The sequence below is a fragment of the Nostoc sp. TCL240-02 genome (assembly GCF_013343235.1).
Classification (GTDB): Bacteria; Cyanobacteriota; Cyanobacteriia; order Cyanobacteriales; family Nostocaceae; genus Nostoc.
This window is the reverse complement of record NZ_CP040094.1, coordinates 2,488,200-2,512,911: the sequence shown is the minus strand read 5'-3', so window position 1 is coordinate 2,512,911 and position 24,712 is coordinate 2,488,200. Positions and strand designations below refer to the sequence as shown.

The 24,712-nt window shown below is 45.6% G+C and carries 7 protein-coding genes; all 7 read left to right on the top strand.

Annotation, left to right across the window (positions count from 1 at the left end; genetic code table 11):
• Positions 1-9: 9 nt before the first annotated feature.
• The 7 genes from FBB35_RS10650 (at position 10) to FBB35_RS10620 (ending at position 24,690) form a co-directional block, all read left to right on the top strand.
• Positions 10-5,811: a type I polyketide synthase gene (locus FBB35_RS10650; protein WP_254625906.1), complete on the top strand. Its 5,802-nt coding sequence runs from the start codon at positions 10-12 to the stop codon at positions 5,809-5,811.
• Positions 5,808-12,869, top strand: a complete 7,062-nt coding sequence (locus FBB35_RS10645; RefSeq protein WP_174709612.1) for a type I polyketide synthase — start codon at positions 5,808-5,810, stop codon at positions 12,867-12,869. Before FBB35_RS10650 ends, FBB35_RS10645 begins: the two co-directional genes overlap by 4 nt.
• Positions 12,857-14,083, top strand: coding sequence for a hydroxymethylglutaryl-CoA synthase family protein (locus tag FBB35_RS10640; protein WP_174709611.1), 1,227 nt, complete (start codon positions 12,857-12,859; stop codon positions 14,081-14,083). Before FBB35_RS10645 ends, FBB35_RS10640 begins: the two co-directional genes overlap by 13 nt.
• Positions 14,074-14,883 (top strand): enoyl-CoA hydratase/isomerase family protein, encoded by an 810-nt coding sequence (locus tag FBB35_RS10635; RefSeq protein ID WP_174709610.1) that lies wholly within the window; start codon positions 14,074-14,076, stop codon positions 14,881-14,883. The genes FBB35_RS10640 and FBB35_RS10635 overlap by 10 nt, the downstream gene beginning before the upstream one ends.
• 65 nt (positions 14,884-14,948) lie before the next feature.
• Entirely contained in the window at positions 14,949-15,695 is a 747-nt protein-coding gene (locus FBB35_RS10630; RefSeq protein ID WP_174709609.1) for a polyketide synthase, read from the top strand.
• Positions 15,696-15,754: 59 nt separating this feature from the next.
• A complete protein-coding gene (locus tag FBB35_RS10625; protein WP_174709608.1) occupies positions 15,755-16,018 on the top strand; it encodes a phosphopantetheine-binding protein in 264 nt (87 codons plus the stop codon).
• 95 nt (positions 16,019-16,113) lie between these two features.
• Entirely contained in the window at positions 16,114-24,690 is an 8,577-nt protein-coding gene (locus FBB35_RS10620; protein WP_174709607.1) for a type I polyketide synthase, read from the top strand.
• The last annotated feature ends 22 nt before the right edge of the window (positions 24,691-24,712 follow it).

Genomic DNA, 24,712 nt, shown 5'->3' with positions numbered 1-24,712 from the left:
GAAATAATTATGGGTAAACTTCCAGAGCGCATCACGAATCTTTCAGCTACTAAACTAGCGCTCTTGGTACAACAAATGCGTGCCAAAACTGATGGAATCGAACTGTTAAACACCGAACCGATCGCGATTATTGGTATGGGTTGCCGATTTCCTGGTGGAAGTGATAATCCTGAAGCATTTTGGCAGAATCTTCGTAACGGTGTTGACGCTATTAGCGAAATGCCGCCAGACCGTTGGGATGCAGACGCATATTATGACCCTAATCCTGATGCACCAGGCAAAATGTATTCCCGATATGGTGGTTTTATTGGTCAAATCGACAAATTCGAGCCGGAATTTTTCGGTATCTCGCCACGAGAAGCGCAGAGTCTCGACCCCCAGCAGAGGTTAATGCTGGAAGTCAGCTGGGAAGCGCTGGAAAATGCTGGGATTCCATTCAATCAATTGCAAAGAAGTAAAACAGGCGTTTTTGTTGGTATTACCACCACAGATTATTTGCAATTGCAAACTGGTCTTGCAGATGATGAATTGATAAATGCTTATACAAATTCTGGTGGAGCGATTAACTTTGCGGCTGGTAGATTATCTTATTTTTTAGGATTACAGGGGCCGAGTTTAGCTGTAGAAACCGCCTGTTCGTCATCTTTAGTAGCAGTTCATTTAGCTTGTCAAAGTCTGCGTAATCAAGAAAGTGATTTAGCAATTGTCGGCGGTGTTAACCTAATTGTCATACCAGAAATGAACGTCAGGCTGTGTAAAGCCAAGATGATTGCCACTGACGGACGTTGCAAAACCTTTGATAGCAGTGCGGATGGTTTTGGACGTTCCGAAGGTTGCGGTGTTTTGGTACTGAAACGCCTTTCCCAAGCATTAGCCGACGGTAACAACACCGTAGCTTTGATTCGCGGTTCGGCAGTCAATCAAGATGGTTCTAGCAGCGGTCTCACCGTACCCAACGGATTAGCACAACAAGCAGTAGTACGGCAAGCATTAGCCAACGCCGGACTGGAACCCCATCAAGTTAGCTACATCGAAACCCACGGTACTGGCACATCTTTGGGAGATCCCATTGAGGTAAATGCTTTGGGTGCAGTGTTTGGTAAAGAAAAAGCAGCTAATCAACCTCTAATGTTAGGGTCTGTTAAAACCAATATTGGTCATACAGAAGCAGCAGCAGGCGTAGCTGGCATCATTAAAGTAGCTTTAGCGCTACAGCATCAAGAAATTCCCCCACATCTGCACTTCCAAACACCCAACCCTCACATTGCTTGGCAAGATTTACCAGTTGCAGTTCCGACTAAGCTTACACCTTGGCTACCACACGAACAACGCCGCATTGCTGGGGTAAGTTCCTTTGGTGCAAGCGGGACAAATGCTCATGTGGTACTGGAAGAAGCACCAGTTACTCGTTTTGCACCCGTAGATTACCGTTTAGGAAGCAGGGGAGCAGAGGAGCAGGGGAGCAGGGGAGCAGGGGAGCATACTTCGACTACGCTCAGTAACCGGGGGAGCAGGGGAGTAGGGGAGCATACTTCGACTACGCTCAGTAACCAGGGGAGCAGGGGAGTAGGAGAGCATACTTCGACTACGCTCAGTAACCGGGGGAGCAGGGGAGAAAAAATTACAATTGAGCGTCCTTTACATCTATTAACACTGTCGGCCAAACATTCTCAAGCTTTGAGTGAACTAGCACAACGCTACATCAAATACTTTTCATCTCACCCAGATATATTCCTTGGCAACATCACCCACACCTCACAAGTTGGCAGAACCCATTTTTCACATCGCCTTGCAATCATCGCCGCAGACAACGCCCAAATGCAACAACAGTTGCAAACCTACCTCGACACCACCGAAGTCATCGGTATCCATCACGGACAGGCTAGCCAGCAAACTAAAAAAATTGCTTTCCTGTTTACTGGACAAGGGTCACAGTATCGCAATATGGGTAAGCAACTTTACCAAACTCAGCCTAGTTTCCGCCACACTCTAGACCAGTGCGATACTCTACTGCAACCGTTGTTAGGCGAATCAATTTTACAGGTGATATTCTCTGACGACTCACAAAGCGATCGCCTCGACCAAACCGCTTACACTCAAGTTGCATTATTCGTTATAGAATATGCTTTAGCTCAACTTTGGCTATCCTGGGGTATTCGTCCTCATGCTGTACTCGGTCACAGTGTCGGTGAGTATGTCGCTGCTTGCATTGCTGGTATTTTTTCCCTAGAAGACGCACTGAAATTAATTGTGCAACGTGCTGCTTTGATGCAAGCACTACCTCAAGGTGGAGGGATGGCAGCAGTATTCGCTACGTTAGAGCAAGTTACACCGTTAATTACTGACTATCCACAACAGTTGAGTATTGCTGCCATCAATGGCGAACACAGCATTGTCTTATCTGGGGAATTAGAGATACTCACAACAGTGCTGCAAAAATTAGAAAGCCAGGGTATTGAAACCAGAAGATTGCAAGTATCCAATGCTTTCCACTCGCCCTTAATGCAGCCAATGCTGATAGAGTTTGCCAAAGTAGCAGCATCAGTAAAATATCAACAGCCGCAATTAGATATTATTTCCAATGTCACAGGTAAGATTGTCAGACATGAGGAAATGTCAAATGCAACTTATTGGGTAGAGCATATCCTTGCAAGTGTACAATTTGCTGCCAGTATGCAGACCTTGTATCAAGCACGATATGAGGTATTTATAGAAGTCGGTTCCCATCCGACATTGTTGGGAATGGCACGGCGCGAGTGTCCCGAACAATTGGATATGGAAGGATTATGGCTGGCTTCGCTGCGTAAAGGTAGAGAAGATTGGCAGCAGTTGTTAGATTCGGTGGCACAGTTGTATGTGGCGGGGGTAGAAGTTGATTGGCGGCGTTTTGAGGCTGATTATCCCCGCTCTCAGGTGATTTTGCCGAATTATCCTTGGCAAAGACAGCGTTATTGGGTGAGTGATGGGAAGAAAAAGCGATCGCCCCTGCAAAAACTGTTACATCCTTTACTCGGTCAAAGATTGCGATCGCCCTTAGCTGACACAATTATCTTTGAGAGACAACTTAGCACAGCTGATGTACCCTTTATTGACGATCACCGTATCTACGGTATGGTAGTAGTGCCAACAGTTGCCTACTTAGAGATGGCTTGGGCAGCAGCTAGAGAAGTCCTTGGTAAGGGTGTTTGTGTTTTAGAACAAGTTGCTATCCGCGAGGCATTCGTACTGGCAGAGGGTGAAACCCGCACTACACAATTACTTCTCATACCAGACGACAAAGGATATACTTTCCAAATCTTCAGCTTGGCATCCCCGGAAAAAGAAGACGAAACTGCTTGGAATCTCCACGCATCTGGGAAGCTGCGAGTTGAGCCTATACCAGAACACCAAATCATTGCAGATTTCTCACCCACAGCACTACAAGAACGCAGTCTGCAAGAACTATCCGGTAAAGTGTTCTATCCTTGCTTACACAAACGCGGACTAGAATTTGGCTCTAGCTTTTTGGGTATAGAAACACTCTGGAAACTCCAGGACGAAGTGTTAGCGAAAATTCAAATGCCAGTTTCCATCATGGCAGAGGCGGGTGATTATAATATGCACCCAGCCCAATTTGATGCTTGCTTGCAGTTGTTTTTGGCTGACTTACCCAGTGAAGATGATGTATTTATCCCCATTGGTTTAGATAAGTTGTGCTTTTATGGGCAACCTACGACTGAGTTGTGGTCATATATGCGTCTGCACATTGGCAATACACCCAACCCAGAAACCTTTGATGTGGATGTCTGCATTGTAAATCCGGCTGGTGAGGTAGTAGCCCAAGTTGAAAAAATGCACCTCAAACGTGCGCCCAGAAAAGCTTTACAGCGCATTGCCCAGAAGAGTTTACATGATTGGCTGTATGAAATTAAATGGCAACCAAAAGTCCTACAGTCGTCTATCCAAGCTAATGCAACGGGGCATTGGCTGATCCTAGCTGACCACAGTGCGATCGCAGTAGAATTAGCCGAGTTCATAGAACAATCTGGGCAAACTTGCAAGTTAGTCTTTGCCAGTCAGGAATACCATCGTCAAGACTTTGAACAACTGTTCGAGAATTGTGCAAAAGATCGAGAATGGCGTGGTCTAATTTATCTGTGGGGAATAGATTCGACTTTAACAGATAAAACTTCTGCCAGTTTCCCTGCTTTGCTTCAAGCTTTAGTCGCCGCAAAATTATCTCAGCAACCCAAGTTATGGTTAGTCACACGGGGTTGTGTACCCGTAGAGTTAAAACCAGGAGGATTGAGTATTGCCCAAACTCCTCTCTGGGGATTGGGAAGAACCCTAGCTGTAGAACACCCAGATTTGTGGGGAGGATTAATCGATTTAGATCCAGAAACTAGCTTAGTCGAGCAAGCATCTAGTTTGTGGACTGAAATTAACCATCCAACTGAAGAACAAGTGGCTTTCCGGGCTGGACAACGCTATGTACCTCGGTTGTTGCGCTATCAACCATCATTCTTAGTAGAACCTGTAAAAATTAAACCTAACGCCACGTATTTAATTACAGGCTGTTTTGATGATATTCACGTGAATCTTGCCAGTTGGCTAATTGAAAAAGGCGCTGAATATCTCGTGTTGATGGGTGAAGGAGAACCTGCACCAGAAATTTGCGATCGCCTCAAGCAAATGCACGCAATTAATCCAACTGTAGTATTATTTAAGTTCAGTAGCTCCAAGTCAGAACAAGTTGCAAATGTACTTCAATACATTGAAGACAAACTGCCAAATCTATCTGGTATCATCCATGCCGAAGGTATACATCAAGACAGCCTTCTCTTGCACCAAACACGAGAGAGCTTTGCCAGAGTTCTCGCACCCAAGGTAACGGGAGCCTGGAATCTTCATCTAATTACCAAGGAAATACCCTTAGATTTCTTTGTAATGTTTTCCTCAGCGTTATGCCTACTAGGTTCGCCTGGACAAAGTAATTACGCTGCGGCTAACGCTTTTGTTGATGCTTTAGCCCACTATCGTCAATCTCTGGGTTTACCTGCTCTGAGTGTTAACTGGGCACCTTGGGCGCATCAAGATAATCCTGTTGTCCGACGCTGGGCAACTTGGGGCGTAGATACAATTGATTGGCAACAAAGTTTAAAAATTTTAGAACAACTACTACTGACTGAAAATGTCGCGCAAGTTGCCGTCATGCCAGTGCAGTGGAGCAAGTTTACTCAAGCCTTTCCTAGAGGGAAAAAAGAGGCAGAGGGGCAGAGGGGATGGGGGGCAGAGGGGAAAGAAGATGGACTTCTGCCCACAAGGGGAGGGGCTGGTAGCGAAAATATTTTTTCTGCTTTGCTTGTCTATCCAGAATCTCTGCTTTCTTCTCAACCGAAATCTTCGCCAGCATCCCAGTTATACGAACGTTTAGAAAACGCTCCTCCCAGCAGGCGAAAAGACTTAATATTTGAAGCCGTACAAGGGGAGGTTGCCAAAGTCTTGCGGATGAAATCAGCCCAGGTAGATGGGAAAAAGCCTTTTAACACAATGGGTATGGATTCTCTGACAGCAGTGGAACTACGAAACGCCCTCATGGAATTGTTGAAAGTAACATTACCTGCAACCCTCGTCTTTGAGTATCCCAGCCTAGAAAGCTTGTCTGAGTATTTAGCTGAGTTAGTGATTCCCAAAATCCCATCGTCCGCAACTAAGGAACTACCCAATACTTCCAGCGAGATTAACTTAGCTGTAGAGCAAATGGAACAGTTTTCCGAAGATGAGCTAGAAGCCTTACTAGCTCAAGAATTGGCAACTCTTAATGAGTCATGAAGATGAACACCCCAGAACGTACTGACCAGCTACGGCGGGCATTAGTCGCCCTAAAAGAACTCCGCGCCAAGCTTGATGCCATTGAACAGGATCGGCAAGAAGCGATCGCCATTGTCGGTATGGGATGCCGATTTCCCGGAGGAGTTAACAACCTCGAAACCTACTGGCAATTATTGAGCCAGGGTATTGATGCAAGCCGGGAAATTCCGAGTGATCGCTGGTCGGTCGATAGCTACTATACGCCTCATCCTGACACTCCTGGTAAAATGTACACCCGTCGGGGTAGCTTTATCGACCAAGTTGATGGCTTTGATGCCGATTTCTTTGGGATTGCGCCGCGAGAAGCAGTCAGTATAGACCCGCAACAGCGATTGTTGTTGGAAGTTGCTTGGGAAGCCTTAGAAAATGCCGGACAAAGTACGGAGAAATTAGAAGGTAGTGCCACTGGTGTATTTATTGGCATTTCCACCAACGACTACGCCCGTTTTCACATCAATAGCGGCGACCCCAATCGCATTGATGCTTACTCGTTTATTGGTTGCACTCCCAGCGTAGTTTCTGGCCGTTTGTCTTACGTTTTTGGGTTGCAGGGGCCAAGCCTCACCATCGATACAGCTTGTTCATCTTCCCTCACAGCCATTCACCTAGCTTGTGAAAGCCTACGCAAACGCGAGTGTAATTTGGCTTTGGCTGGTGGTGTCAACTTGATGCTGGCTCCAGAAACCACGATTTATTTTTGTCAGGTAAAAGCCTTAGCAGCAGACGGTCGTTGCAAAACCTTTGATGCTGCTGCTGATGGCTACGGACGAGGAGAAGGCTGTGGTGTCGTCGTCCTCAAGCATTTGCGGGATGCTTTAGCAGATGGCGATCGCATCCTTGGTTTGATTCGCGGTTCCGCTGTCAATCAAGACGGACGCAGCAACGGCATGACTGCCCCCAACGGCTCGGCTCAACAAGCAGTGATTCGCCAAGCATTAGCGGCGGCGGCAGTACAACCCCAGGAAATTGGTTATGTGGAAGCCCACGGTACGGGAACCGTCTTAGGCGACCCAATAGAGATTCGTGCCTTAGCGTCTGTACTTTGTGCTGGCAGGAGTCAAGATAATTCATTAATTGTTGGTTCTGTCAAGACCAACATCGGACATTTAGAAGCCGCTGCTGGGATTGCTGGAATTATAAAAGTTGTTTTGGCTTTACAGCATCGACAAATTCCACCACACCTACATTTTCAAAAAGCAAATCCGCATATCGATTGGCAGGAATTACCATTAGTTATTCCTACTCAGCTTACTCCCTGGACTTCAGACCGACTGCTGGCTGGGGTTAGCTCCTTTGGGATGAGTGGGACTAATGCTCATGTGGTTTTGGAAGCAGCATCGGTTGAAGAGGACAAGGGGACAAGGGGACAAGGGGACAAGGGGAATGAGCAAAGCAATGAGCAAAGCGATCGCGTTTATCTTTTACCTTTGTCTGCTAGAAGCCCGGAGGCTCTCAAAGAAATAGCTAAAGCATACCGAGAATTATTATCAGGTTCACTACAGCTTGAGGATATTTGTTATACAGCTAGTTTGCGGCGCGTTCATTACGAATATCGTGTGGGGTTGGTGGGAAATTCGGCGGAAGAATTAGCTAATCAACTTCGAGATTTTATCGAAGATATTCCCAATTCTGATGTTAATTGGGGATATCAAGGTTCTAGCCGTCGCCAGCAAATTGCCTTTGTGTTTTCTGGACAGGGTTCTCAATGGCTGGGTATGGGACAAGAACTGTTGACGCAGGAGCCTGTATTCCGGGAGGCTTTGGAGGAGTGCGATCGCATCATCCAATCTTATACTTCTTGGTCGCTGATTGCCGAACTGTCAGCACCGCCAGAGAAATCCCGTTTGGATGAAACTGAAATCGCCCAGCCTGCCATTTTATCTCTGCAAGTGGCACTAGTAGCACTGTGGCGTGCTTGGGGTGTGGAACCGAGTGCAGTTGTAGGTCACAGCATTGGGGAAATTACAGCTGCTCATGTGGCGGGTGTGTTGAGTTTGAAAGATGCTTTGTGGATTGTGGTGCAACGAGCCAAACTGATGCAGCAAGCAACAGGCCACGGCAAAATGGCAATGCTGCATTTAGCACACAAAGCAGTGGCAGAACTGATTGCACCTTATCAAGACAAAATAGCGATCGCAGCTATCAACAGTCCTTCTTCAACAGTCATCTCCGGTGCAACCGAGGCAATTGAAATTATCCTAGAAAAAGTCGAACAGCAAGGAATATTCTGCCGCCGCTTACCAGTGAATTACGCTTTTCACTGCCCCCAGATGGATGCCTACAGTCGAGAATTAGAGAAGATTATCCAAGATATTCAGCCAAAATCGCCATATTTACAGATTTTCTCCACCGTTAGCGGTCAACCAGAAGATTCGCCTCTGCCCCTCCGCCCCTCTGCCCCCCTACCTCTTTTTGACGCTGCTTATTGGGGGCGGAATATGCGGCAATCTGTACAATTTGCTGAGGCAATGGATAGTCTCATCCAAGCTGGATACGACCTGTTTGTAGAGGTTGCCCCTCATTCTGTTCTCGCCAAAGATATGCTGGAGTGCCTCAGTCAGACTCAGCAGCAGGGAACAGTCTTACCAACCATGCGGCGAGGAGATTCTACAGTCAGCTTCAGGTCATTAGCCAAACTTTACACTTTAGGACATAAAGTTAACTGGGATAACTTGTATCCCAACGGTGGCAAATTTGTACAGTTACCGACTTATCCTTGGCAACGTAAACGCTACTGGATTGAGCCAATACAGCCGAATGTTATTTCCACCACCGCTTCAGAATTATCAGATTGGCTGTACGAAATCCAATGGCAACCACAAGCATTATTAAGCAAACAGCAAACCATTGCTCCTACACATTGGTTAATTTTTAGCGATCGCTCCGGCATCGGTGAAACCCTAGAACGCATACTACAAGCTCAAGGACACACTACCACCGTACTCTACTGTACAGACCCAATCGATCATTCTTGTACAGACGCGATTCATCGCGTCTCTAAAGTCTCCAACTTACAGATTGTCCATCTGTGGAGTTTGGATAACACTGAACAGTTAGTTAATTGTGGTAGCGTACTAGACTTACTACAAGCCTTGGCACAAGTAGAATTACTAGCAGTCAAGCTGTGGCTAGTAACCCAAGGCGCACAACCAGTAGGGGAAATTAGCAAAGAATTAGCGATCGCCACAGCACCACTTTGGGGTATGAGTCGAGTCATAGCAATGGAGTCTGCTGAAATCTGGGGAGGCATTATAGATCTAGACCCAGCAAGCACTCCAGAGGAAGCGGCTAACCTACTGGTTAACGAACTCTCTCAATCAAATCCCCAAGAAAATCAACTAGCTTTTCGCCAACAGCAGCGTTATGTAGCTCGTTTAGCGCGGACAGTCTCAACTATCACCTCACCTTTGAGCCTGGGAACCGATGGTACGTACTTAATTACAGGTGGATTGGGTGCTTTGGGATTACAGGTAGCCCATTGGCTAGTAGAAAAGGGGGCGCGTCATCTTTTATTACTCAGTCGTCGTCCTCCTGGAGAACAAGCGCAAGCAGCTATTCAAAAGATGGAACAGGACGGCGCACACATTCAGGTTGCGTTAGCAGATGTCACCAATCAAGCTGAACTTAGCACCGTATTACACAACCTCAACCATCCCCTACGCGGCATTATCCATGCAGCAGGAGTATTAGACGATGGCATACTACTACGACAAACTTGGGAACGGTTCGCCAAAGTCTTAGATCCCAAAATCGATGGGGCTTGGAATTTGCATCTTCTCAGCCGCGACTGTCCCCTAGATTTTTTCGTCATGTTTTCGTCGGTGGCTTCTTTAGTTGGCTCCCCAGGTCAAGGGAACTACGCCGCCGCCAATATGTATTTAGATACACTGGCTCACTATCGACGACATCAAGGCTTACCTGCTTTGAGTATCAATTGGGGGCCTTGGTCTGATGCGGGTATGGCAGCCCAATTAAATAATCGCAACCTGTGGAGTACTGAGAACGGAGTTAGTTACATTACTCCAGAACAGGGATTGCAAGCCTTAGAAGAACTGCTCAAACAAGGGAAAACTCAAGCCGGAGTCGTGCCGATCGCCTGGGATAAATTCTCTACAGCTGTGCAACTACCATTGTTGCAGCAATTTACTACCAAGGTAAGTCAATCACCATCTCAGCCCCTCTTACTACGGCAATTGGAATCTACACCAGTAAGCGATCGCCGGGAATTGTTGATGTCAGCCGTACAAGCCCAAGTGGTGAGAGTGCTGAGGTTAGATACTAGTCGCCCCATCGATGCGGAACGCCCCTTGCAAGAAATGGGTATGGATTCCCTGATGGCGGTAGAATTGCGAAACGCTCTCGGAAAGTTGGTAGATAAAACTTTACCGGCAGCTTTGATTTTTGACTATCCCAGCATCTCAAATTTGACAGAGTATTTAGGTAAAGAACTGGGGATATTTGCGACAAACGCATTACCGCCGACTGTGGAGAGTCGGGAATTATCACCTACAGAAGCGATTGCTGTTGTGGGGATGAGTTGTAGATTCCCTGGGGCAGATGATTTAGAAAGTTTCTGGCAACTCTTATGTAATGGCACAGACGCTATTCGAGAAGTACCGGGCGATCGCTGGGATGTAGATGAATTTTACGATCCAGACTTGTCTTTCCCTGGGACAATGAATACTCGCTGGGGTGGCTTCATCAATCATGTAGACCATTTCGACCCCCAATTTTTTGGTATCTCTGCCAGCGAAGCCCGCAGCATGGACCCCCAGCAACGCCTACTCTTAGAAGTTTCCTGGGAAGCTTTGGAACACGCAGGCTATAGTTCTGACCAGCTGGCGGCTAGTCAAACAGGAGTATTCACAGGTATCAGCACTTGGGATTACTTCACACTACAACTAGAGCCACCTCCACGGGGCGGTACGGGGATGGCTTTGAGTATTGCAGCTAACCGTCTTTCCTATCTCTTAGATTTGCGCGGGCCAAGCATGGCAGTTGATACTGCTTGTTCTTCTTCCTTGGTAGCGGTTGATTTAGCCTGTCAAAGTTTGCGAAACGGTAAATGCGATCTGGCATTAGCAGGGGGTGTAAATATCATCCTCTCACCACTAACTACCGTTGCCTGCTCCCAAGCTGGGATGATGGCTGCTGATGGACACTGCAAAACATTTGACCACCGAGCTGATGGTTATGTCCGGGGAGAAGGCTGTGGCGTAGTCGTACTCAAACGTTTATCCGATGCTCTCAAAGATGGCGACCATATTCTGGCTCTGGTGCGTGGTTCTGCTGTCAATCAAGATGGACGCAGCAATGGTTTAACTGCCCCCAATGGTTTAGCTCAACAGGCTGTAATTCGCCAAGCCTTACAAAATGCTGCCGTCACTCCCGACCGCATCGGTTACGTTGAAGCCCACGGTACAGGCACAGCTTTGGGTGATGCCATTGAAGTAGAATCCCTGTGGACAGTACTTAAGGAAGGTCGCACTGACAATCAGCCTTGTCGAATCAGTTCTGTGAAAACTAATATCGGTCACTTAGAAGCAGCCGCAGGGATAGCTGGTTTCATTAAACTAGTGCTGTTGTTGCATCGAGAACAGATTCCTCCTCACCTCAACTTGCAAACTATCAATCCCGTGTTGAATTTGGAGCAAACCCAGCTACAAATTCCCACCTCCTTACAACTGTGGAAACCAGGCGAGCAGCCGCGATTGGCAGGGATTAGTTCTTTTGGCTTTGGTGGGACTAACGTTCATGCAATTGTGGAAGAAGCACCCTTGGAGAAAGCAGGGGGGGCAGCACTTCGACTACGCTCAGTGACCGAGGAGCAGGGGAGCAGCACTTCGACTACGCTCAGTGACCGAGGAGCAGGGGAGCATACTTCGACTACGCTCAGTAACCGGGGGAGCAGGGGAGAAGAAATTATAATTGAGCGTCCTTTGCATATACTCACGCTGTCTGCAAAAAGTGAATCAGCTTTGCAAAACTTGATTGGGCGTTACCACCAATATTTACAGAAAAATATTGGTGATCGCTTGGCTGATATCTGCTATACCGCTAATGTAGGACGCAGCCATTTTGCTCATCGTCTAGCATTTATAGTTAACTCTCAGGCGCAGTTACGAGACATCCTCGCTGCTTTCAACGCCGGCAAACAAACTCTTGATATACTGTACGGCAAGGTAGATACTCAACGTCAGCCAAAAGTCGCTTTTATCTTTGCTGGTGAAGGTTTCCAGTATGTTGGTATAGGTAGGCAGCTTTACGAAACCCAGCCGCAGTTTCGCCAAATTATAGAAGATTGCGATCGCCTCTTACAACCTCATCTTCAACAATCCCTACTTGCAATCCTCGAAGATGAATCACTGTTAACACAACCCCGTTACGCTCGTCCTGCTGTATTCGCCTTGGGATACGCCTTAGCCCAACTTTGGCGCAGTTGGGGCGTACAGCCCAGTGTAGTCATGGGTGGCGGAGTTGGTGAGTATATCGCCGCTTGTGTGGCTGGCGCGTTCAGTCTGGAAGATGGTTTACGGTTAATTACCCAACAAGAATTGTGGGCAGAATTCGAGCCGATTGCCAAGCAGGTGAAATTTCAAGTGCCCCAAATTCCGATGGTGTCAACCTTCTATGGCCAACTGTTAGCTGCTGACTATATCCCAGACATTGATCACTGGAGACGATGCTGGCAAGCACCAGCGTTATTTGAAGGAGCAATGTTAGCCCTTACACAAAAAGGGTGCAATTTCTTCTTAGAAATTGGCTCTGATACCCAATTATCCGAGATCCAACAGCAAGGCACTTGGTTACAATCAATTGATGATTGGCCAGTATTATTACATAGCCTGATTGCACTTTACATCAACGGTGTAGCAATTGATTGGCAAAGGTTTGAACAAGGATATCAGCGTCGTCGTGTGGTCTTGCCAACTTATCCCTTTCAACGGAAGCGGTACTGGCTCGATCCGGCAGTTATCAGATCCTTTAGCAAAAAGGAGGAAAATTTATGCAACGAGTAGGAATCGAGAAAATTAATTTATACGCTGGCCGTTTCTGTGCTGATGCCCTGGAATTAGCTAATTTACAAGGTAAAGATTTGGATTACGTGTCTAAACAAGTAAAAGTAAAGACACGTTCTGTAATTCCTGCTTACGAGGATACAGTCACCTTATCGGTGAATGCAGCCAAGCGGCTCCTTTCCCCAGAAGATGCGCGGGATATCGAACTGTTGATTGTGGCGACAGAATCGGCTGTAGATTTTGGCAAACCTGTATCTACTTGGGTGCATCGGTATTGTAATTTACCTCCTAATTGCCGCAGCTTTGAACTCAAACACGCCTGCTACGGGTTGACAGCAGCCGTCAAAACCGCAGCAATGTGGCTGCAAGGAGGACTTACCCCTGGTAAAAAGGTATTAGTTATCGGCTGTGACTATAGCCGTCCCCATCTTGATGACCGTGATAATTTTATTGGCGGTGGTGCGGCTATTGCCATGCTAATTAGCACCGACCCCAAGGTATTTGAAATTGACTTGCATCCCGCAGGCTTTTGGACTGACGAAATTTCTGATACCTTCCGTCCGACTGCGAGAGTCGAAATTGGCGACAATCAAACCAGTCTTTACTCTTATCTAGACGCTTTGGAAGCTTCTTACACCCACTACGAAAAACTTGTGGGGGGAGTAGATTATGACAAAGATTTCCAAAAACATATTTATCACACACCATTTCCGGGAATGCCCTTACAAGCGCATCGGACTTTGCTGAGTTTATTAGAAGTTAACGACTCGAAAATCTATGAGGAGAATTATCAAAAAAAGGTACAGGAAGGTATTTACTTCGCCCAGCAGGTAGGTAGTACTTATGGCTCATCTACATTCTTGTGTTTGCTGAGTTTGTTACACTATGCCAAGGATTTACACGCAGGCGATCGCATTTCGATTTTTGCCTACGGTTCTGGTTGTCAAGGTGAATTTTATCGCGGCACTGTCAGTCCGGGTGCAATTGAATACATCCGTTCTTTGAATATTGACCATCATTTGCAAGAACGTTTGCCATTATCTCTGATGGAATACGAACTTTTGGAATACGCACGAGAAAAGTATATTGATGCGCCTGATTATCAACCCAAAAGAGACAGTTTCCAAGAAGCTTATGACAAACTCTATGCCGGACAGGAACTGCTGGTATTAAAACAGGTAAAAAATTACTACAGGCAATACGAATGGAGCTAAAGTTAAAAGCAATTGAGTATCAAATAGATTCAGGAGTCGCTCACATCACATTATCAGCGCCAGAAGCTGGTAATGCCTTGAACGGCGAGATGTTGGCAGAGTTTTATCAAGCTTTGCAAAATGCGATTGCTGACCCAACTTGTCGAGTTATTGTAATTTCTAGCATAGGTGCTGACTTTTGTACAGGGATGGATTTTAACGCCATCTTTGCTAATGGTTCCCGTCCTAATTTAGCGCCACTGCAAGCCTTTCGTGATTGCCTGTTACTAATTTATAGTTCTCCTAGACCAGTCATCACCTGTGTGACAGGTAATGTTACAGGTGGTGGTGTGGGTATAGTCGCCGCCTCCGACATCGTACTCGCCGAGGAAAATGTCCTATTCATGCTGTCAGAAGTCTTGGTGGGGATGATTCCTGCGGTAATTACGCCCTTTTTATTGTGTCGTCTTTCCTCCTCCCAGGTGAAATATCTCACCCTTAGTTCCAGAGGTATTGATGGAAACGAAGCCAAAAATTGGGGACTGGTGGACGAAATAGCTAGTGATGGGATGAACGATACACTCAACCGCCAGATTCAACGTTTATTTTATTCTTCACCGGAAGCGATCGCTGAAAGCAAACAATATTTTGACACATTTATCGGTCAAGATTTGCGACACCAAACTGAATTCGCCATGCAACGCCTACAGAAATGGTTAGAACAACCCCAAATTACCACAGCCATCCATCAGTTTAGTGAAGGCTATTCACCACCCTGGTTTCAAAAATATAGGAGGAATAGAACTAATTATCCAAAATAAGCCTACAAATATAAAGCTAGATTCTGACTCTCTTAATTACTAACTCCGAATTACAAATTAATATTATGTCCGAAATTGTAACTCTTTCATGTTTAGAAGATGGGATTTATCAAATCAATTTAAACGATCCACAAAACGATAATCAACTTACAGATGAGTTGGTTGATATTTTATTAGAAAAGATAGCAGAATGTGCCAAAATTCCTCATTTAAAGGTATTATTACTAACAGGTCTTCCTAATGTTTTTTGTGGTGGTGCTAGCTTAGATGTACTGCAAAAATTGCTGCGTGGTGACACAGAAGTTAAAGACCTCTTACTACCAACACAACTATTACGGTTTCCTGTTCCCATAATTGCAGCAATGGAAGGACACGCGGTAGGAGGCGGATTATTAATTGCCTTATGTTGCGATGTAATTGTAGCAGCTGAAGAAAGTCGCTATGGCGTGAATTTTACTGGATTAGGATTTACCCCTGGAATGGGAACAACATCTTTACTTTCATTACTAGTTGGGCCATTATTTGCCCATGAAATGATCTTTACTGCCAAACTTTATAAAGGTAGAGAACTACAAGGAAGAAGGCTATTTAATGATGTCGTTCGCAAACAAAAAGTAATGGAAGTAGCGATGGATATCGCCCGCAGCATTGCCGAAAAACCCAAGCACGTATTGGAAATGCTCAAGGATACCTTAGCACTTCCCCGCCAACGTGCTTTACAAGAGGCTATGTCCCGCGAACATCTCATGCATACTGTATGTTTTAATCATCCCGACACCCAATCTATTGTCAAAGATATGTATATTTCCTAACAAAAACAGTAGATTGTATCGGCATTTAATTATTCTTTTTAGAGATTAGGAGAAAAATCATGGTGCAACAAACAATTGAGCAACAAGTCCTGAATGTAGTTAACAAACACATGCGCTTGAACATCGAAGGTTTGGAAAATGCAAACATCGACCCAACAAAGTCAATGCGCGATTTGGGTGCTACCAGTTTAGATGCAGTAGAGATTGCCTCAGCTTCGATGAGAGAGTTAAAAGTGAAAGTTCCTAGAACCAAACTCGGCAGTGTTAAGAACATTCAAGAACTTGTAGACTTACTTGCTGAAGTCAAGATTCAGCAAGGCTGAAAAGTGCTAAAACGCGATTAATTGCGTCTATACAAGAGTTAAGAGTGCTGAGTCCAAATACTAGTCCCTAATCCCCAGTCCCCAGTCCCCCTGTTATGAACAACATTAAACAACAAAAAAAGGAAGCGTTGGCTTTGCCCACCGTAGGCATCGCTGTTATTGGTATGGGATGCCGATTTCCTGGGGCGAAAAATCCTGCCGCGTTCTGGCAGCTACTGCGGGATGGGATGAATGCTGTTACACAAGTTCCCGCCAATCGTTGGTCAGTGGATGACCTCTACGACCCCGATTTGGCGACCCCTGGAACGATGAATAGCCGTTGGGGAGGGTTTCTGGAAAATGTAGACCAGTTTGACGCTAAATTCTTCGGCATTTCTCCCGGTGAAGCCGCAAGTACAGACCCGCAGCAGCGTTTGTTACTAGAGGTAGCTTGGGAGACTTTAGAAAATGCTGGTTTAAATCCGCAACAAGTTTCAGGAAGTCAAACGGGAGTATACATAGGCATTGGTAGCAACGATTATGCCAATGTTTGCTTTGAGGATTTGACTCAACTAAATGCTTATTATGTGACAGGCAATGCCCTCTGTACAACAGTGAATCGCCTGTCTTACTTCTTTGGTTGGCAAGGGCCGAGTCTAGCATTAGACACTGGCTGTTCTTCATCCCTGGTTGCCATCCATCTTGCCTGCCAAAGTTTGCAAACCGGAGAAATTGACCAAGCTTTGGTAGGGGCTGTTAACCTGATTTTGTCACCCAAAGCTAACATCGGATTATCCCAAGCTTGGATAATGACATCAGATAATTGTTGCAAAAGTTTTGATGCGGCGGCTGATGGTTACGTGCGGGGTGAAGGTTGCGGTTTAGTTTTGCTCAAGCGTCTAGAAGATGCAATTAGGGACAAAGACCAGATTTTAGGAATTATCCGGGGTTCAGCCGTTAATCAAAATGGCTTTGGGAAAAACTTGACTGCACCCAATCAACTAGCACAGCAGTCAGTTATCAGTCAGGCGTTGGCAAATGCTGGAGTTGAACCACAACAAATTAGCTATATTGAAGCCCATGGAGTCGGCACACCCTTGGCTGATGTGACGGAAGCCAGCGCCCTCAAAGCAGTTTTGCGACCAGAGGGGGATACTCTACCGTGTTTTCTCAGTTCCGTTAAAACCAACATTGGACATTTAGAACCGGCTGCGGGAATTGCTGGTTTAATTAAAGTTTTACTGTGTTTCCAACACCAAGAAATTCCACCACACCTGCATTTTCAAACCCTAAATCCAGACATTGGTGATGATTTTCCCTTTATCATTCCCACCACAGTCAGTCCTTGGGAATTGAATGATACACCTCGTTTGGCTGGAATCAATTCCTTTGGTTTGGGGGGAACTAATGCCCATCTTGTTTTAGAAGAACCACCGGTTAATAATTCAAAATTCAAAATTCAAAATTCAAAATTAATAGAAAGGCCGTTACATCTGTTGACGCTATCAGCTAACAATGAAAAGGCATTACGAGAATTAGCTAGTCTTTACAACACACATATTGCTAAATCTGTCAATATTTCTCTGCCTGATATTTGCTACTCAGCGAATGTAGGTAGAGCAGCTTTGAAGCATCGTTTGGCTATCCCGGCGGATACATTGCAGGGCTTGCAACAAGAATTATCAGCCTTCGCCAGTGAACAAGAGGCGGGAGAATGGTTTTATGGTCAACAGAACTCTACTAAAGTTGGATTCTTGTTTACAGGACAGGGAACGCAATACGTTGATATGGGTCGTCAACTCTACGATACACAGCCTGTATTTCGTGAGGTGCTAGAACGTTGCGATCGCCTACTCACCCCTTATTTAAACAAGTCGCTATTATCAATACTCTATCCTGAATCTGGTAGCAAACTATTACTACACGAAACCGTCTACACCCAACCTGCTTTGTTTGCCCTAGAGTTCGCCTTAGCAGAAATGTGGCGTTCCTGGGGAATCAAGCCACATTGTATTATGGGCTACAGCTTAGGTGAATATATCGCTGCTTGTGTTGCGGGTGTTCTCAGCTTGGAAGATGCCTTAATTTTAGTGGCAAAGCGGGGACAATTGATGCAGCAGTTACCGCAAAATGGGGCTATGGCTTGGATATATACCTCAATAAATAAGGTAACAGAAGTACTATTAACCTATCAGCATCAGGTTGGGATTGCTGCCATCCACGGCCAAGAAGAAATCTTAATTGCTGGTGAAAGTCAAGCTGTGCAACAAATTCTCCAACAGTTGAAAAGTGAGGGCATAGCTTTTCTCAAGCTGAAGATAAATCAAGCCTTTCACTCTCCAGCCGTGGAGCCAATATTGGATGCAATGGAGGAACTGGCCGCCACATTCACCTACAACCCACCGCAGATAAATTGGGTTTCTAGTGTGAATGGGAAATTAGTGGAGGCGATCGCACCCCAACATTGGCGCAATCATCTACGAGATACATTACAATTTTCAACGGCAGTTGATACCTTAATTGCTCAAGGTTGTAACTTGCTTCTGGAATTAGGGCCGAGTTCGACCTTAGCGGAAGCAGGTAAGCGATATCAACCCCAAAGCGAGGAGATTTGGTTATCTTCCCTGAAAGAAGGATTTGAGGATTGGCAGCAGGTATTATCAACACTGAGTGCCTTGTATGTACAGGGAGCAGATGTTAACTGGGCAGAATTTGACAGAGATTACCAACGCCAACGCGTAGAACTGCCAACTTACCCCTTTCAGAGAAAGCGTTACTGGATAGAACCGCAGCAGAAACCCGACGTAGAGATTCAGCCACTAGAAGCGCAAAATTTCACATCTCTACTCTGGCAAAACCTTAACCTGGAGGAGGTGTCAGCTAGTCAGCGTTGGGAAAAACTGCAAGCCTACGTGCAAACTGAGGTAGCAACTGTTCTGGGACTGGAACCAACAGAGAAACTCGATCCAAACGAGGGATTTGCTACCTTGGGGATGAAATCTCTGATGGCAATTGAGTTAAAAAACCGTATTCAAACGCAACTAGGACATTCTTATTCCCTAGCTGCAACCTTGGCATTTGATTATCCCACAATCGCCACACTCACAGAATATTTGGGTAGGGAAGTCTTGGGTTTAGATTCTCCCTCCACCAACCATGAAAACCTCCCCCAATCTTGTAAAGACGCGATTAATCGTGTCTCTACTGAAGATATCGCCATTATTGGTATGGGTTGTCGCTTTCCTGGAAGTGCAAATAATCCCCAACAGTTCTGGGAAATCCTCCAAAAAGGTATCGATGCAATTACAGAAATTCCCTCGCAACGCTGGAACCTGGATAATTACTTTGACTCAGAGCCAGAAACACCAGGTAAAATGTACACTCGTCACGGGGGATTTATTGCAGACATTGACCAATTTGACGCGCAATTTTTCGGTATCAGTCCCCGTGAAGCCATCAGCCTCGACCCACAACAACGCATACTGTTAGAAGTAAGTTGGGAAGCTTTAGAAAATGCGGCTATTGCACCACAGAATCTTGTAGGAAGTCAGACAGGCGTGTTCATTGGTCTGATTTCCAACGAGTATATGCAACTGCAAATTCAGCACAAAAATCCAGAAACAATTGATGCTTATTACGGTACTGGCGGTATTGGTAGTGCGGCAGCAGGGAGGATATCTCATAGCTTGGGGCTGCGCGGGCCTAGCTTGGTAGTTGATACTGCTTGCTCGTCCTCGCTGGTTAGCATTCATTTAGCAGTTCAAAGCCTGCGGCGTGGAGAGTGCAATTTAGCATTGGCGGGTGGCGTAAACTTGATACTTCTACCGGAGACGAATATTTTCTTATCAAAATCCAAGGCTGTAGCTGTCGATGGACGCTGTAAAACCTTTGATGCTTCAGCTAATGGCTTTGTTCGAGGAGAGGGATGTGGTGTAGTTGTCCTGAAACGACTCTCTGAAGCTTTAGCTGATAATGACCCAATCTTGGCAGTAATTCGGGGTTCGGCAGTGAATCATGATGGACGTAGCAGTGGTTTTACCGTCCCCAGTACAACAGCGCAACAAGAATTGTTACATGAAGCATTAGCTAACGCCAATGTAGAAGCCCAGCAGGTGAGTTACATCGAAGCTCATGGGACTGGTACATCCTTGGGAGATCCGATTGAGGTTGGGGCATTAGCATCTGTACTCTGTGCAGGACGTTCTTTGGAACAGCCACTAGTAATTAGTTCCGTTAAAACTAACATTGGTCATTTGGAAGCGGCGGCTGGGGTAGCGGGTTTGATGAAAGTTGTTTTGGCTCTACAGCATCAAGAAATTCCGCCACACCTGCACTTGCAACAACCTAATCCGATGATTGCTTGGGAGCAATTGCCATTGAGTATCCCTACATCTGGGCAATCTTGGGTAGTTAAGGACTCGGCGCGGATTGTTGGGGTGAGTTCTTTCGGGATGAGTGGTACTAATGCTCATGTGATTGTACAAGAAGCACCTTTGGAGAAAGCAGGGGGAGCAGCACTTCGACTACGCTCAGTGACCAAGGAGCAGGGGAGCAGGGGAGCAGAAATTACAATTGAGCGTCCTTTACACTTACTCTGCCTTTCTGCGAAACATGCCAATTCTCTGCGGCAATTAGCTGAACAATACATCGACTATTTGGGCAAGCATGGCGATATTTCTTTGGCTAATATTACCCACACTGCCCAAGTTGGACGTTCTCATTTTTCTCATCGTTTGGCTGTTGTTGGTTCATCTCATGCTGAGATGCAAGCCAAGTTGGAGTCAGCAGAATATGACTATCAAGTAGATAGTGGTAATTTCACCAGATGCGCCTTTTTATTTACTGGGCAAGGGTCGCAGTATGTAGGGATGGGAAGACAACTGTATGAAAACCAACCTGGTTTTCGTTGGATATTGGATGAATGCGATCGCATTCTCCAACCTTTCCTAAACAAATCCATCTTATCAGTCATCTTTGCTGACACCACAGAAAATCCACTCCTCGACCAAACCGCCTACACTCAACCAGCCTTATTTGTCCTAGAATACGCCTTGGCACAACTGTGGATTTCTTGGGGTATTCGTCCGTCTGCGGTGCTTGGTCACAGTGTTGGAGAATATGTGGCTGCTTGTGTGGCTGGTATTTTCTCCCTTGAGGACGGATTAAAATTGATTGCCCACCGCGCCCGCCTGATGCAAGAATTACCGCAAACAGGAGGTATGGCTGCGGTTTTCGCTAGCGTAGAAGTTGTAGAACCCTTGATTGCCCCCTATCCTCAACAACTGAGCATTGCTGCCTATAACGGACAGCAAAGTTTAGTTATCTCAGGCGAGATACAGGCATTAACAGCAGTTTTGCAAAAACTAGAAAGTCAAGGCATCGAAACGCGAACTTTGCAAGTATCTCATGCCTTCCACTCGCCGCTAATGGCATCGATGTTGGCAGATTTTCAGCAAGTTGCCCAGCAAATCGCCTATCATTCCCCACAACTGGAAATCGTTTCTAATGTTAGTGGGAATTTGATAACTAATGCACAGATGTCTAGTGCCAGCTATTGGGTTGAGCATATCCAAGCCAGTGTCCATTTTGCTCAAGGGATGTCAGCACTTTATACCAGAGGTTACAAAGTATTTTTAGAAGTCGGTTCTCATCCCACCTTGATTGGCATGGCACAGCGAGATTGTCCAGAAGACTTGGATAATCAAGGTTTATGGCTAGCTTCACTACGCAAAGGCAAGGAAGATTGGCAACAAATTTTAGAAAGTCTGAGCCAGTTATATCTCCAGGGAGTAGAAGTTGATTGGCTCGGATTCGACAACGGCTATACACGAAATAAAGTAATATTACCCAACTATCCTTGGCAGCACCAACGCTACTGGTTTGAAAACACTGCCAAAAAACTAGTAGTACACTCACAATTGCATCCCCTATTAGGACAACGCCTACATTCTCCACTCTTCAAAAGTCTAGTATTTGACAGTGAATTCCACACAAATAACTTACCTTTTCTAGCCGACCACCGCATCTACGGGTCGATAGTTGCACCAGGAGCATTTTATATTGCTATGTTGACCCTAGCAGGTGAGCAGATTTTCGGAACTAATGCAGTGTCTCTTCAACAGATTACGTTTCGAGAGCCTTTAATCATACCCGAAAATAGCAGCGTCAAAGTGCAATTGATTTTGCAACTGGGCAAAAATCAGGACTACACCTTTGAACTATTCAGCCTAGAAAGCGATGAACAATGGTGTCTCCATGCAACTGGTGAGTTATCTACCTTGTCTGCTACTAGAGAAACTTGGTCTTGGGTAGAAATACAGGCACGTTGTCCTGAAAAATCCACTGGTTCGCAGGTATTTTATCAGGATGTCGGAGATGCTGGGCTAGATTTGGGTGTAACTTTTCAGTGGATTGGCGATTTTTGGCGACGAGATGGGGAAGCCATCTGTCAGATGCAACTACCACCGGGTTGTGAATCAGAGACTAAGTTATATCCATTACATCCGGGGCTGATAGATTCTTGTTTGAGACTGTTGGGAGGTACTTTACCAGCAGAGATTCGAGACGCTGATGTTTATGTACCGATTAGTTTAGGTGGCTTTCATCTCTGGCAAAATCTGGACTTGAGTCAGCCAGTATGGTGTCACGCCCGCCTGCAAACCAATAATCCAGAGGTGATAGTAGGAGATGTACAATTATTAGATGAATCTGGACAAGCGATCGCTCAATTCTCGGAACTCTGTTTAAAGCGATCGCCACAGCAAGCATTACTCAAGCAACCAAATCTCCAAGACTGGCTTTATCAAATCACTTGGCAACTCCAAGAACGAACAATTACGCAGTCACCTTTAGTACCACAACAGCAATATTGGATACTTCTAATTGATGAAGATGCTGTAGGCGAAGAATTGGTGAAATTGTTGCAGGCACAAGGCGAATCCTTTGTGGTAGTTATCCCTGGTGATACTTATAAATCTTTAGAAGCTAGTAAAATTTACATCAATCCAGCCGAACCCCAGCATTTCGATCGACTGCTTCAAGAAGTTTCAATTAAACCAGGAATAGCTCTCCACATTGTACATTTGTGGAGTTTGGCTACTGGAAATTTGCTAGATTCTACACAAATTCGTGTCTGTGGTAGTGTTTTACATTTAACTCAAGCCTTAGCTCGGATAAATTCCCCACTAGCTAGGCTGTGGTTGATTTCTAGGGGTAGCCAGTCAATTAATCTACAATCTGAAATCGCCCTGTCTCAAACACCTCTCTGGGGATTGGGGCGAGTTATAGCAACAGAATATAGCGAAGTTTTTGCAGGGCTAATTGATTTAGATCCCCAAAGTTCAACTGTAGAAGCCGTAACTCAGTTATGGGAAGAACTTTCCCATCCAGAATTGGGCGAACAAGTCGCCTTAAGGGGAAATCAGCGCTACGTCTCCCGTTTGCAACGCGTTCCCAACATAATAGATTTCTCTACTTCCTTTAACCCTTCCCTTGGGACTTACCTGATTACAGGCGGACTAGGAGGACTGGGGTTAACAGTGGCAAATTGGTTGGTTGAACGAGGTGTGCAACATTTAGTATTAGTGGGTAGGCGATCGCCATCTGATAAAGATAAAAGTGCGATCGCTTCTTGGGAAAACACTGGCGTGCAAGTTACAGTCGCCCAAGCAGATATTACACAACTTGAACAAGTACAAACCGTACTCAACAGCATTGAACCTCAGTTTCCCTTACGAGGTGTTATCCATGCAGCCGGAATTCTAAACGATGGGATTTTACTCCAACAAAACTGGGAGCGATTTACTAGGGTAATGGCTCCGAAAATTCAGGGTGCTTGGAATCTGCATATCCTGACTCAAGATAAACCTTTGGAATTATTTGTGTTGTTCTCCTCCGTTGCTTCAGTGTTGGGAACCACAGGACAAGCAAACTACGCAGCAGCGAACGCCTTTCTTGATGGGTTAGCCGATTATCGTCGCTCCCAAGGGCTGGCGGGATTGAGTATCAACTGGGGAGCGTGGGCGGAAGTGGGAATGGCTGCAACCTCTACAGGTTCTCCAGTGGGAGTAGAGAAAATTTTACCTCAACAAGGATTACAAATCTTGGCAGCATTGACGCATCAAGCCAATGCTGGACAAGTTGCGGTTTTACCAGTGCGCTGGTCAAAATTTATCACCCACTACTACACCCAGAAAGTACCGCCTTTGCTGAGTGAGTTTGTTGATTCAAGGCAAACCCAAGAGACTGCACAGCCAGTTTTAGCAGCGAAACCAGATATTTTACGACAACTCCAGGAGGCTCACCCCGCAGATATTCAGCAAATTTTATTTAATTACATCCGTGACGAAGTAGCGAAAATCTTACGTCTCAATTCATCTGAGGAACTGCAACCGCGTCAGCGTTTATTTGAAGTGGGATTAGATTCACTCATGGCAATCGAGTTGAGAAATCGCTTGCAATCAAGTCTTGAGTCTTCTCTGCCAACCACTTTGTTATTTGATTATCCCACCTTAGAAACCTTAACTAAATATCTTACTAACGATGTTTTGGCTATTCAAACGGCATCTCCTCCGCCAAAAAGCGATCGCTCCGACATTGAAATCAGCGATATTCAACAGCTTTCGCAAATAGAACTAGAGCGATCACTAGCGGCAGAATTGGACAACATTGATGAATTAATGAAAAAAATCTAATCCCAATCAACAGGATGTTTAG

What these genes read in the sequence shown, in the direction of transcription:
- FBB35_RS10640 (WP_174709611.1), top strand. Translation starts at nt 12,857, where the DNA reads ATGCAACGAGTAGGAATCGAGAAAATTAATTTATACGCTGGCCGTTTC.
- FBB35_RS10625 (WP_174709608.1), top strand. Translation starts at nt 15,755, where the DNA reads ATGGTGCAACAAACAATTGAGCAACAAGTCCTGAATGTAGTTAACAAA.
- FBB35_RS10635 (WP_174709610.1), top strand. Translation starts at nt 14,074, where the DNA reads ATGGAGCTAAAGTTAAAAGCAATTGAGTATCAAATAGATTCAGGAGTC.
- FBB35_RS10630 (WP_174709609.1), top strand. Translation starts at nt 14,949, where the DNA reads ATGTCCGAAATTGTAACTCTTTCATGTTTAGAAGATGGGATTTATCAA.
- FBB35_RS10645 (WP_174709612.1), top strand. Translation starts at nt 5,808, where the DNA reads ATGAAGATGAACACCCCAGAACGTACTGACCAGCTACGGCGGGCATTA.
- FBB35_RS10620 (WP_174709607.1), top strand. Translation starts at nt 16,114, where the DNA reads ATGAACAACATTAAACAACAAAAAAAGGAAGCGTTGGCTTTGCCCACC.
- FBB35_RS10650 (WP_254625906.1), top strand. Translation starts at nt 10, where the DNA reads ATGGGTAAACTTCCAGAGCGCATCACGAATCTTTCAGCTACTAAACTA.